The 12,556-nt window shown below is 69.4% G+C and carries 11 protein-coding genes and 1 tRNA gene; 10 read left to right on the forward strand and 2 right to left on the reverse strand.

Going from position 1 to position 12,556, the window contains the following annotated elements:
- Positions 1–66 precede the first annotated feature (66 nt).
- Positions 67–921: a 16S rRNA (cytidine(1402)-2'-O)-methyltransferase gene (rsmI, locus tag HD841_RS19630; RefSeq protein ID WP_179510588.1), complete on the reverse strand. Its 855-nt coding sequence runs from the start codon at positions 919–921 to the stop codon at positions 67–69.
- Between rsmI and HD841_RS19635 the strand changes: the two genes are divergently transcribed.
- Both HD841_RS19635 and era read left to right on the forward strand, forming a co-directional pair.
- Positions 920–2,125 carry a penicillin-binding protein activator gene (locus HD841_RS19635; RefSeq protein ID WP_179510610.1) on the forward strand — a complete coding sequence of 402 codons (1,206 nt, stop codon included), beginning with the start codon at positions 920–922 and terminating at the stop codon, positions 2,123–2,125. The two genes, rsmI and HD841_RS19635, sit on opposite strands and share 2 nt — an antisense overlap.
- A 311-nt stretch (positions 2,126–2,436) precedes the next feature.
- Positions 2,437–3,336: a GTPase Era gene (gene era, locus HD841_RS19640; RefSeq protein WP_179510589.1), complete on the forward strand. Its 900-nt coding sequence runs from the start codon at positions 2,437–2,439 to the stop codon at positions 3,334–3,336.
- A 352-nt stretch (positions 3,337–3,688) separates the two neighbouring features.
- Here era and HD841_RS19645 read toward each other — a convergent pair whose 3' ends face one another.
- Positions 3,689–4,393, reverse strand: a complete 705-nt coding sequence (locus tag HD841_RS19645; RefSeq protein ID WP_179510590.1) for an NAD-dependent deacylase — start codon at positions 4,391–4,393, stop codon at positions 3,689–3,691.
- Between the two features lie 304 nt (positions 4,394–4,697).
- Here HD841_RS19645 and dapB point away from each other — a divergent pair, with 304 nt between their 5' ends.
- From dapB to HD841_RS19685, 8 genes are all read left to right on the forward strand, one after another.
- Positions 4,698–5,426 (forward strand): 4-hydroxy-tetrahydrodipicolinate reductase, encoded by a 729-nt coding sequence (dapB, locus tag HD841_RS19650; RefSeq protein WP_179510591.1) that lies wholly within the window; start codon positions 4,698–4,700, stop codon positions 5,424–5,426.
- Positions 5,423–6,076 (forward strand): endonuclease III, encoded by a 654-nt coding sequence (nth, locus tag HD841_RS19655; protein WP_179510592.1) that lies wholly within the window; start codon positions 5,423–5,425, stop codon positions 6,074–6,076. The genes dapB and nth overlap by 4 nt, the downstream gene beginning before the upstream one ends.
- A gap of 45 nt (positions 6,077–6,121) precedes the next feature.
- Positions 6,122–6,198, forward strand: a tRNA-Arg gene (locus tag HD841_RS19660).
- Positions 6,199–6,252: 54 nt separating this feature from the next.
- Positions 6,253–7,035 (forward strand): enoyl-CoA hydratase-related protein, encoded by a 783-nt coding sequence (locus HD841_RS19665; RefSeq protein ID WP_179510593.1) that lies wholly within the window; start codon positions 6,253–6,255, stop codon positions 7,033–7,035.
- Positions 7,036–7,128: 93 nt separating this feature from the next.
- Positions 7,129–8,604, forward strand: coding sequence for an efflux transporter outer membrane subunit (locus HD841_RS19670; protein WP_179510594.1), 1,476 nt, complete (start codon positions 7,129–7,131; stop codon positions 8,602–8,604).
- A complete protein-coding gene (locus tag HD841_RS19675) occupies positions 8,604–9,986 on the forward strand; it encodes an efflux RND transporter periplasmic adaptor subunit (protein ID WP_179510595.1) in 1,383 nt (460 codons plus the stop codon). Before HD841_RS19670 ends, HD841_RS19675 begins: the two co-directional genes overlap by 1 nt.
- A gap of 119 nt (positions 9,987–10,105) precedes the next feature.
- The gene (locus tag HD841_RS19680; protein WP_179510596.1) at positions 10,106–10,822 is read left to right on the forward strand and encodes an ABC transporter ATP-binding protein; all 717 of its coding nucleotides are present in this window, start codon (positions 10,106–10,108) and stop codon (positions 10,820–10,822) included.
- Between the two features lie 154 nt (positions 10,823–10,976).
- Positions 10,977–12,182, forward strand: coding sequence for an ABC transporter permease (locus HD841_RS19685; RefSeq protein WP_179510597.1), 1,206 nt, complete (start codon positions 10,977–10,979; stop codon positions 12,180–12,182).
- Positions 12,183–12,556 lie beyond the last annotated feature (374 nt).

Consider the following 12,556-nt stretch of genomic DNA (forward strand, 5'->3'; position numbering starts at 1 on the left):
CGTGGCGATAATCGGCAACTCGTTGACAAGTCGTTGAAAGACCGCGCGGCGGTAGGGTCCGGCGCGCTACGCCTCCTTCATCGCCAGCGCGCGGGCGTAGAGCGCCTTGCGGTCGAGCCCGAACGCCTTGGCGACCTCGCCCGCCGCCTTGGCGACGGGCAGGCGGGTGAGCGCTTCGGCCAAGGCGGCGTCGGCATCCTGCGGATCGGGCGGGGGCGCCTCGCCGGGCGGTGCGACGACGATGACGATCTCGCCCTTGGGCGGGGCATCGGCGTAGCGCGCGGCGAGATGGCCGAGCGTGCCGGTGACCGCTTCCTCATAGCGTTTGGTGATCTCGCGCGTCACCGCCGCGTCGCGGTCGCCCAGCCCCTCGGCGAGCGCCGACAGACAGGCGGACAGGCGCGGACCGGATTCGTAGAGGACCAGCGTCGCGCGGATCGCCGCGATCTCGGCGATCGCCTGCGCCCGCGCATGCGCCTTGCTGGGCAGGAAGCCGGCGAACAGGAAACGGTCGGTCGGCAGGCCGGCGAGCGTCAGCGCGGCGACCGCGGCGCAGGGGCCGGGGATGGTGACGACATGCCGGCCGGCGGCGCGCGCGTCGCGGACCAGCTTGTAGCCGGGGTCGGAGATCAGCGGCGTGCCCGCGTCGGAGACGAGCGCGACCGCCTCGGTCGCCATGCGCGCGATCAGGCCGGGGCGCATCCCCTCGGCATTATGGTCGTGATAGGGGAGCATCGGGCGTTTCGCGCCGATGTGGCGGAGCAGGCCGGCAGTGACGCGGCTGTCCTCGACCGCTATCACGTCGGCGCGGGTCAGGATGTCGGCGGCACGCGGCGATAGGTCAGCGAGATTGCCGATGGGCGTCGCAACGATGTACAGCCCGGGTTCTAAAGGTTCGGATATGGCCACGGGGGACGTCATGGCAGAGGCAGCTACACTTGGACAGCCGGGGATGCGACAGCCGTGGCTAAGGCGCGGCATCGCGCTGATCGCAGCGACGATGCTCGCCGCCTGTTCGACGGTGGTGCCGCGCGCACCGGCGCCGGCGCCCGACCGGCCGGCGAGGCCCGCGGCGGAGCGGCCGGAATCGATCGAGGCCGGCTTGCCGCGCGACACGCAGCGCAATCGCGTCGCGCTGCTGGTGCCGCTGTCGGGCAGCAATGCCGGCGTCGGCCGCTCGATCGCCAATGCGACGATGCTGGCGGTGCTCGACACCGGCACCGACAAGGTGCGGATCACCAATTACGATACCGCGACCGGCGCCGCGGCGGCGGCGCAGCACGCGATCGCCGACGGCGCGCAACTGATCCTCGGCCCGCTCCTGTCCGACGACGTGCGCGCGGTGGCGCCGATCGCCAAGGCGGCGGGCGTGCCGGTGCTGAGCTTTTCGAACGATATATCGGTGGCGGGCAACGGCACCTATCTCATGGGCTATGCGCCGGCGCAGTCGATCGACCGCGTCGTGCAATATGCCACCAGCCGCGGCGTGACGACCTTCGCCGGGCTGATCCCCAACGGCCTGTACGGCGAGCGCGCCTCGACCGCCTTCCTGCGCTCCGTCGAGGGCGCCGGCGGATCGGTCGTGTCGTTGCAGACCTATGGCCGGGTGGCGGGCGGCATCGCCGGCGCAGTGACCCGGCTCAACGCCAAGGCCCCTTATGGGGCGGTGCTGGTCGCCGATGCGGGGGCGAGCGCGGCGGTCGCGGCGCCGCTGATCAAGCGCGGCAGCGGCGCGTCCACCCGCATCCTTGGCACCGAATTGTGGAATTCGGAAACGAGCCTGGCGAGCAAGCCGGCGCTCAACGGGGCGTGGTTCGCCAGCGTCGCGAACACGCTGTACCGGCAATATGCGACCAAATACCGGGCGCGCTACAATGCCGCGCCCTATCGGTTGTCGAGCCTCGGCTATGACGCGGTGCTGCTGACGGTGCGCATTTCGCGCGACTGGCCGGTGGGGCGGCCCTTCCCCGAGGCGCGGCTGCGCGATGCCGACGGTTTCGCGGGGATCGACGGCGCGTTCCGCTTCGGTCGCGACGGCGTCGCCGAGCGCGCGCTCGAGGTGCAGGAGATCCAGAACGGGACGACGGTGACGGTGTCTCCAGCCCCGACCGGGTTCGGGCGGTAGCGACGTCCGCCGCCCCTCGCGTCGGTGACGAAGGGGCGGGCGGTAGGGTGATGGGTCTACTGCTGCCCGTCACTCAGGACTTGTTCCGGGGTTCACTGCACGTCGAGGAGACGCGCTCGATCGGCTGGCTCGCCTCCTGCGCCCCGATGGATCGTGGGGACGGGGCCGGGGTGACAGCCCTATCGGGGAAGCGATCGCATCTTATCGCAGTGGCTCAACGCAACGGTTCCTCTGAGGCGAGAAGGATTGTGTCTTATCTTTCCACAGATTTGCAGTCTCGTCCGTTTCCCGAACATTCCGTAAGAAGCCTCATGACCCAGACCCAACATTGCGGCCTCGTTGCCGTGGTCGGCGCGCCCAACGCGGGCAAGTCGACGCTCGTCAATGCCCTCGTCGGCCAGAAGGTCGCGATCGTCAGCCCCAAGGCGCAGACCACGCGCACCAAGCTGCTCGGCGTCGCTATCCAGGACGATACGCAGATCCTGCTCGTCGACACGCCCGGAATCTTCGAGCCGCAGCGCCGGCTCGACCGCGCGATGGTCGCCGCCGCCTGGACCGGTACCGAGGGGGCCGACCTCATCGCGCTCGTCGTCGATGGCAAGGGCGGCATCGGCAGCAAGGTCGAACGCATTGCCGAGGCGCTGAAGGACCGGCCCGAGCCGAAGATCCTGATCCTCAACAAGGTCGATATCGCCGACAAGCCCAAGCTGCTGCTCCACGCGGAAAAGCTCAACGCGCTGATGCCCTTCGCCGATACCTGGTTCGTCTCGGCGCAAACCGGCGACGGCTTGCCCGAACTCAAGGCGGCGCTGGCGAAGGCGATGCCCGCAGGCCCGTGGCACTATCCCGAGGATCAGGTGTCCGACGCCACCGAGCGCGCGCTCGCCAGCGAAGTGACGCGCGAGCAGCTCTATCTCCAGCTTCACGCCGAACTGCCCTATGCGAGCACGGTCGAAACCGAGAAGTACAGCGAGCGCGAGGACGGTTCGGTCGAGATCCACCAGCAGATCCTCGTCGAGCGTCCGACGCAGCGCGCGATCATCCTCGGCAAGGGCGGCCAGCGCATCAAGGAGATCGGCGCGCGCGCCCGCACCGAACTGGCGAGCATCCTGGGATCGCCGGTCCACCTCTACCTCCACGTCAAGGTCAAGCCCGGCTGGGACGAAGACCGCGATGTCTATCGCGACCTCGGCCTCGACTGGGTGGAGTGACCCGATCCTCCCCCCAGGGGAGAGGGCTGGTGTGTTTGAGCCGGTCGCCTTCCAACCCCATTCCGTCACCCCGGACTTGTTCCGGGGTCCACTCTGCGGCGGGGAGAAGGGCTTCATTTTACACTATTCTCTTGCGGCTGGGTGGACCCCGGAACGAGTCCGGGGTGACGGTGATGATGAGGAAAGCGATCTAGCCTCACCACCCCAGCCCACACCCAGCCATAGGCAATCGCCCTGCCGCCAAGGGGTGGTGGAGGGGAGGACAGGGCGGGAGCTTGGTGACACCGCTTTCGCCCTGTCCTCCCCCTCCGTCAGCGCTGCGCGCTGCCACCTCCCCCTGGCGGGGGAGGACCTAAGGACGCCGCAGAACCTCCTGCACCCAGTCCGGCACCAGTACCCCGGCCGGCCCCAGCCGCGTCTCGGCGAAGAACCCGCTGCCCGCCGACCGCTCCAGATTGAGTTCCAGCGTGTCCGCGCCATAGGCATCGGCGAGCTGCACGAACCCCGCCGCCGGATAGACCGCGCCCGACGTGCCGATCGACACGAACAGATCGGCGCGCGCCAGCGCCGCCTCGATCCGCTCCATCTGATAGGGCATCTCGCCGAAGAACACGATGTCGGGGCGCAGCGCCGCCGCCCCGCATGCCTCGCAGCGCGTGCCCGGTGGCAGCGCCTCGCGCCATGGCCGCCGCACGCCGCACGCTGCGCACAGGGCCGAGGTCAGCTCGCCATGCATGTGCAGCAACCGCCGCGCGCCGGCGCGCTCGTGCAGATCGTCGACATTCTGGGTGACGATCAGCAGCTCGCCCGGCCATGCCGCGTCCAGCTCGGCCAACGCGCGATGCGCGGCATTGGGCTCGACCTCCGCCAGGGCGGCACGGCGCAGGTCGTAGAAGCGATGCACCAGCACCGGATCGGCGGCGAGCGCCTCGGGCGTGCACACGTCCTCGACGCGATGCCCTTCCCATAGCCCGCCTGGCCCGCGGAAGGTGGCGATCCCCGATTCGGCGGACACGCCGGCCCCGGTGAGCACGACGATGTTGCGGATGTCGGTCATACGCGTGATCCTAGGCGCATCGTGCCGCCGCGCCCAGTGCGATGCCGATGATGAGGGACGAGTCGGGCAGGACTATGCTGGCGCGGACCGCGGCACGATGGATCGTCATCGCAAACGTCTGTCGGCGTTTGCCGGCCGGCCAGCATGCCGATCACTCGGCTGCTCGATCCGGAGCACGGCTATGTCTGAGCGGGTCGATCGATCTGTGACAGTGGTGTGATTGGCTGTCCTGACGGGCGCGGTTGTGCCAGAGAGCCGGCATGACCCAGCGCCCGCGATCCCACCGCTCCGTCGGACCCGCCGCATGACCGCGATCGGAATCTATGGCAGCAGCGGCCGCATGGGCCGCGCGATCACGGAACAGATCGGCACCGCCGGTGCGGTGCTGGCCGGTGGCGTCGATGCCGGCGGCGATCCGGCGGTGCTCGCCCGCATTTCTGACGTGCTGGTCGACTTCTCGACGCCCTCGGCACTGGAGTCGCACCTCGCCGCCGCCCGCGCCGCGCGCACGCCGCTGGTGATCGGCACCACCGGCCTGACCCAGGCGCAGCATGCCGCGATCGACGCCGCGGCGACCGAGATCGCCGTGCTCCAGACCGGCAACACCTCGCTCGGCGTCACGCTGCTCGCACAGCTGGTGCGCGAGGCGGCGGCGCGGCTCGGCACCGACTGGGACATCGAGATCGTCGAGAGCCACCATCGCCACAAGGTCGACGCGCCGTCGGGCACCGCGATCCTGCTCGGCGAGGCGGCGGCGGCGGGCCGCGGGACGACGCTGTCCGAGCTGCGCGTCGATGGCCGCGCCGGCCTGACCGGCGCGCGCACCGAGGGGACGATCGGCATGGCGTCGCTGCGCGGCGGTTCGATCATCGGCGATCATACGGTGATGTTCGCCAGCGAGGGCGAGCGGATCGAAGTGTCGCATCTCGCGCAGGACCGTTCGATCTTCGCCAAGGGCGCGGTGCGCGCGGCGCTGTGGCTCGTCGGGCAGCCCGCCGGCCGCTACCGTATGGGCGACGTGCTCGGTCTGTGAAGAAGGCCGACGTCTTCGAATTCTACCGCCGTCTGGCGGAGGCGAACCCGCATCCCGAGACAGAACTCGAATCGGGCAATGCCTATCAGTTGCTCGTCGCGGTGGTGCTGTCGGCGCAGGCGACCGACGCCGGGGTCAACAAGGCGACGCGCGCGCTGTTCGCGGCGGTGAAGACCCCGGAACAGATGGTCGCGCTCGGCCTCGACGACCTCAAGCAGCATATCCGCACGATCGGCCTGTTCAACACCAAGGCCAAGAACGTCATCGCGCTATCCGAGGCGCTGGTCGCCGAACATGGCAGCGCGGTGCCGGCGGATCGCGATGCGCTCGAACGCCTGCCGGGGGTCGGCCGCAAGACCGCCAACGTGGTGATGAACGTCGCATTTGGTGCCGAGACCTTCGCGGTCGACACGCATATCTTCCGCGTCGGCAACCGGACCGGCCTCGCCCGCGGCAAGACGCCGCTCGCGGTCGAGCTGAAGCTGGACAAGGCGACGCCGCAGCCGTTCCGCCTGCACGCGCATCACTGGCTGATCCTGCACGGCCGCTATGTCTGCAAGGCGCGACGTCCCGAATGCTGGCGCTGTATCGTCGCCGACCTGTGCGCCTTCAAGCCGAAGACGCCGCCGCCGAAGAGCGTTGCCGCATAAACCCACTGGCGCCGTCGCCGCGGCTTTGCTAGGCGGCATGGCCAGGCACCCGTAGCTCAGCTGGATAGAGCGCTGCCCTCCGAAGGCAGAGGCCACTGGTTCGAATCCAGTCGGGTGCACCAGCTATCGCCGTCGACCGAACCGGCGCGCTGCGCATCGCCGAGGAGGGGCGCCCGATGACCTACCAGCATATCCTGGCCGAGTCGCACGGTGACGTCCGCGTCCTCACCCTCAACCGTCCCGATCGCCTCAACGCCGCGCCGCCCGCGCTGTTCGATGAGCTGCGCGATGCGTTGGGCGATCTTGGCGGAGCGCGCGCGGTGCTGATCGCCGGCGCGGGGCGGGCGTTCTGTTCGGGTGCCGATGTCGGCGGCGGCGCGCTCGGCGGCGACGATCCCGGCGAGGCGACGTATGCGGCGCTTACCGAACATTACAATCCGACGATCGCCGCGATCGCCGACCTTGCCGTGCCGGTGGTCAGCGCGGTGCGCGGACCGGCGGCGGGGATCGGATGCAGCCTAGCGCTGGCGGCGGACTTCTGCGTGGCGAGCGAGACGGCCTATTTCCTGCAGGCCTTCGTCAATATCGGGCTCGTTCCCGATGGCGGCGCGTCCTGGATGCTGCCGCGGCTGATCGGCCGCGCCCGCGCCACCGAGATGATGCTGCTCGGCGAGCGCGTGCCCGCCGGCAAGGCGCTCGACTGGGGCATGATCCACACGGTCGTCGCCGACGACGCGCTCGATGCCGCGGCGCTGGCGCTGGCGGCGCGGCTGGCGGCAGGGCCGACGCTGGCGCTCGGCCTGATGCGGCGGGCGATCGGCCGGGCATTGGAAAGCGACTATGCCACCGCGCTTGGCGCGGAGGCCGAGGCGCAGCGGCAGGCGCGCGGATCGGCGGACTCGCTGGAAGGCGGCATGGCCTTCCTCCAGAAGCGCGCGCCGGTCTTCACCGGCCGCTGATCGCTCGCCACGGGTCGGCGCGGACCCCGCGACGACACATATTGCGACATAAAAATGCTGGACGGCGCAGTGTGTTGACCACACGATACGGCCATGGCCCGTGTTCCCTCCCTGCTGCTCGTCACCGCCGCGCTGGCGGGGTGCACCGTCGGCCCCGATTACCATCCGCAGACCGCCGCCGCGCTCGGCGTGCCCGCTGGCTATTCGGTGCCAGCGCAGCAGAGTGCCGAGGATCTGACGCGCTGGTGGGCCAATTTCGACGATCCCGTGCTCGGCCAGCTCGTCGAGCAGGCGCGTGGCGCCAATACGGATGTCGCGCAGGCGATCGCGCGATTGCGGCAGGCGCGCGAGGCGCTGGTGCAGAGCCGCGCGTCGCTGCTGCCGACGCTGTCCGGTTCGGCGGGCTATCAGCGTAACGAGAATCTGCGCGGCGGCGGCCGGTCGTTTACCTTGCCCGACGGCACGGTGGTCGACACCGGCGGCGGCGGCACCAACAGTTTCTCCGCCGGTCTGTCGGCCAGCTACCAGCTCGGCCTGTTCGGCGAGGTCCGCCGCACCGTCGAGGCGACGCGCGCACAATATGAGGCGAGCGGCTTCGATTACGCGACCGTGCTGCTCACCGTCGAGAGCGAGGTGGCGACCAATTACGTCCTCGCCCGCGCCTACCAGGCGCAGCTCGCCAATGCGCGCGCCAGCCTCGCCATCCAGGACGACAATCTGGAGATCGCCGGCTTCCGCGTCCAGGCGGGGCTCGTCTCCTCGGTCGATGTCGAGCAGGCGCGCAGCCAGCGGGCGCAGACCGCCGCGACCGTGCCGCAGATCGAGCAGCAATATGCCGCCGCGGTCGCGCGGCTCGGCGTGCTGACGGGGCAGTCGCCCGGTGCGTTGCGCAGCGCGCTTGCGGCGGGGAAGCCGATCCCGCGCGGCCCGGCGACGGTGGGCGTCGGCATTCCCGCCGATGCGCTGCGCCGTCGTCCCGACGTGCGCGCGGCGGAACGGTCGCTGGCCTCGGCCACCGCACAGATCGGCGTCGCCAAGGCGCAGCTCTATCCGGCGCTGGCGATCAGCGGCAATATCAACACCAACGCGACCGGTATCGGCAGCCTCGGCGACGCGATCACCGGCAGCCTGTTCGCCGGACTGACGCAGGCGATCTTCAACGGCGGCCGGCTGCGCAGCCAGGTGCGCTCGAACGAGGCGGCGGCGGATGCCGCGCTTGCCGCCTATCGCGGCACCGTACTGACCGCGCTGGAGGATATCGAGAATGCGATCGTCGCGCTCGACGCCGCCCGCCAGCGCGAGACGCAGTTCCGGATCGCTTATGATGCCGCCAGCGCCTCGGCGACGCTGGCGCGCAGCCAGTATCGCAGCGGCCTCACCGATTTCACGACGCTCAACCAGCAGGAGGCGGCGCTGCTCTCCGCGCAGAACGGCCTGACGCAGGCGCGATCGGATCAGGCGACCGCGCTGGTCGCGCTCTACAACGCGCTCGGTGGCGGCTGGGACGCGAGCGTCGTCCCGCAGGCGCCCGACCGCGCCCCCCGAACCCCCGTGGCAGAGACCCGCTGATGGCCGAACCGATCGACGATTTCCTGGGCGTGAAGCCCGTGCCGGTCTGGCGCCGCTACCTCAAATGGGTGTTCGTCGCGATCGGCGTGGTGCTGCTCGCGCTGCTGCTCAAGAGTTGCTTCGGGCCGAAGGCGGAGGCGGGCTATGCGACGCAGCCCGCCGAGCGCGGCAACCTGACCGTCACCGTCTCGGCGACCGGCAAGCTCGCGCCGACCAATCAGGTGACGGTGGGTTCGCAGCTGTCGGGCCTCGTCACCAAGGTGGTGGTCGACGTCAACGACCGCGTCACCGCCGGCCAGCCGCTGGCGTTGATCGACCCGCAGCAGATCGACGACCAGATCCGGCAGCAGCAGGCGCAGGTCGCCGCCAACCAGGCGCAGGTCAATCAGGCGCAGGCGACCGTCGCCGAAAGCCGCGCGCAGCTCGCCCGGCTGGAGGAGGTGTACAAGCTCTCCAACGGCCGCGTGCCGTCGGGGACCGAGCTCCAGACCGGCCGCGCCGATTATCAACGCAGCGTCGCCGCGCTGAAGGTCGCGCAGGCCAATGTCGCCGCGGCGCAGGCGGCGCTGGCGCAGAGCCAGACGCAGCGCGCGCGTGCGGTGATCCGCTCGCCGGTCAACGGCGTCGTGCTGGCGCGGCAGATCGATCCGGGCGCGACCGTCGCCGCCTCGTTCAACACGCCGACCCTGTTCGTCATCGCCGAAGACCTCAGCAAGATGAAGCTGGAGGTCGCGATCGACGAGGCTGACGTCGGCGAGGTCAAGGTCGGGCAGAAGGCGGATTTCACCGTCGATGCCTTTCCCGGCCGCACCTTTCCGGCGACGATCACGCGTGTCGATCTCGGCTCGAACCTGACGGTCAGCTCGGCGAGTTCGACGTCGACGACCGCCAGCACCACCGCGACCACCGGGCAGGTGGTGAGCTATGCCGCCGACCTCACCGTCGCCAATCCGTCGCTGCAATTGCGGCCCGGCATGACCGCGACCGCAGATATCGTCACCTCCGACAAGCGCAACGTGCTGCTCGTCCCGAATGCGGCGTTGCGCTTCAAGCCCGCGGCGGCGGGCGCGGGGGCATCGAGCGGCGGCATCGCCGGCTCACTGACCTTCCGCCCGCGCCGCGACCGGCCGGAGCGGACGGCCACGCTCGGCCGTGGCGCGTCGCAGACGATCTACGTCAAGGACGCCGCGGGCAAACCGCAGCCGGTGCAGGTGACCACCGGCGACACCAACGGCACGATGACCGAGGTGCTCAGCGGCACCCTCAAGCCGGGGCAGCAGGTGATTACCGGGCAATTGTCGAGCGGCAACGACGGCGCCGGGGCAGGGGCCGGACGGCGCGGCGGCGGCTCGCGCCGGCAGGGTGGCGCGGGTGGCCAGTAAGCCCCGCCCGACGTCGTCCCCGCGCAGGCGGGAATCCATACGCGCAGGTGGCCCGGCTTTTACGAGGCGTCAGCGTCTATGGATTCCCGCCTCCGCGGGAATGACGGTGGGGATGGGACATGCCTGACCCGATCATCACGATGCGCGGCGTCACCAAGGTCTACGGCGCCGGCGCGACGCAGTTCCAGGCGTTGAAGGGCGTCGACCTCGACATCCAGGCGGGCGATTTCGTCGCCGTCATGGGGCCATCGGGATCGGGCAAGTCGACGACGATGAACATCCTCGGCTGCCTCGACGTGCCGTCGGCGGGCACCTTCCTGTTCCGCGGCCATCACGTCGAGACGCTCGACCGCGACCAGCGCGCCTTGCTCCGCCGTCGCTATCTCGGCTTCGTCTTCCAGGGCTTCAACCTGCTCAGCCGGACGAGCGCGCTCGAGAATGTCGAACTGCCCTTGCTCTATCGCGGCGAGGACAAGAAGACGCGGCGCGACCTCGGCATGGCGGCGCTCGCCAAGGTCGGGCTCGACCGCTGGTGGGACCATACGCCCGCCGAACTGTCGGGCGGCCAGCAGCAGCGCGTCGCGATCGCGCGCGCGATCGTCACCCAGCCCGACGTGCTGCTCGCCGACGAGCCGACCGGCAATCTCGACAGCGAACGCTCGGTCGAGATCATGGAATTGCTCACCGATCTCAACCGGACGAGCAACATCACCGTGCTGATGGTGACGCACGAACCCGACATGGCCGCCTTCGCGCGGACGGTGATCCACTTCAAGGACGGGCTGGTCGAGCGGATCGAGGCGCAGCATCGGCAGGGCGCGGCGGTGGAGGCATGATAGTCCCTCTCCCATCGGGAGAGGGAGGGAGCCGGCCGGAGGTCGGCGGAAGGGTGAGGGCGATTGTGCCACGCTCACCCGAACTTGCCCTCACCCCGCGCTGCCTTCGGCAGCTTGCCCCTCTCCCGATGGGAGAGGGGAAGAAGGACTATTGATGCTCGGCACCACGCTCATCCTCGCGCTGCGGTCGATCCGGCGGCATCTGCTGCGCTCGTTCCTGACCATCCTCGGCATCGTCATCGGCGTCGGTGCGGTCGTCACGATGGTGACGCTCGGCAAGGCGACGACCGCGGCGGTCCAGCAGCAGATTTCCGCGCTCGGCAGCAACATCCTCCAGATCCGTCCCGGCCAGGGCTTCGGCCGCGGTGGCGGCGGGCCGCAGCCGCCAAATTTCAAGCCCGAGGACGTCGAGGCGATCGCCAACCAGATCGCCGGCGTCACCGCGGTCGCGCCGCAGGCGAGCGCCTCGGCCACCGCGATCTACGAAGGCGCGAACTGGTCGACGACGATCAACGGCACCACCAGCGCCTTTCTGGTCGTCCAGCCCTGGCCGCTGGTCGCGGGCCGCTACTGGACCCCGGCCGAGCAGGAGGCGGGCAAGGCGGTGTGCCTGATCGGCAATACCGTGCGCCAGAACCTGTTCCGCGGTGGCGACCCGATCGGCGCGCGCATCCGCCTGGGCAACGTCAGCTGCGACGTGATCGGTGCGCTCAGCACGCGCGGGCAGGGCGGGTTCGGCGATCAGGACGATGTCGTCGTCATGCCGATCAAGACGGTGCAGCGCCGCTTCACCGGCAACCGCGACGTGCGGCTGATGCTGGTCGGGGTCGACACCGACTATCAGACGAGCACCGTGCAAAGCGCGATCACCAGCCTGTTACGCGAACGCCGCCACCTCTCCGGCGAACGCGACGACGATTTCAACATCTTCGACACCAAGCAGATTTCCGACACGCTCACCGGCACGACGACGCTGCTCACGCGCATCGTCGCGGCGGTGGCGGCGATCAGCCTGGTCGTCGGCGGCATCGGCATCATGAACATCATGCTCGTCTCGGTGACCGAGCGGACGCGCGAGATCGGCATCCGCCTGGCGATCGGCGCGGTCGCGCGCGAGGTGCTGCTCCAGTTCCTAGTCGAGGCGGTGGCCCTGTCGTGCCTCGGCGGGATCATCGGGCTGGTGATCGCGCAGGGCGTGATCCTCGCGCTGGTGCCGCTGATGCAGGTGCCGTGGACATTCGATCCGCAGATCAACATCATCGCCTTCGCCATCTCGGCGGTGATCGGCGTGGTGTTCGGCTATTTCCCGGCGCGGCGCGCGGCGGCGCTCAATCCGATCGATGCGTTGCGGCATGAGTGACTTGGGCGCCGGACAGGGACACGTTGACGGAAACGATCGCCTCGTATCGTTTCGATTGCTGTGCCGATGAGGGGGCGTGCCAGATCCACTGTCGAGGCGGGATCAACATTCAGTCGCGGATCAAAACCCCCCGTCACCCCTGACTTGTTCCGGGGTCCAACGGGCCGCGAGGGAATGGTGTCGAATCAAGCCTTTCTCCTCGCCGCAGAGTGGACCCCGGAACAAGTCCAGGGTGACGGGGTGGGTTTGGCAAATGGCCGGCTCTTACGAATGTTCTGCCCTAGGCGCTGTCTGCATTCATAGGATTCCGTTTGAGTTGAAGATCTGATTCAAGGCTGGCCAAGGGAGCCAGGCTTTGAGCAGACGAACATTGA

Origin of the sequence: Sphingomonas melonis, assembly GCF_013409985.1 — a bacterium.
GTDB classification, from domain to species: domain Bacteria; phylum Pseudomonadota; class Alphaproteobacteria; order Sphingomonadales; family Sphingomonadaceae; genus Sphingomonas; species Sphingomonas melonis_A.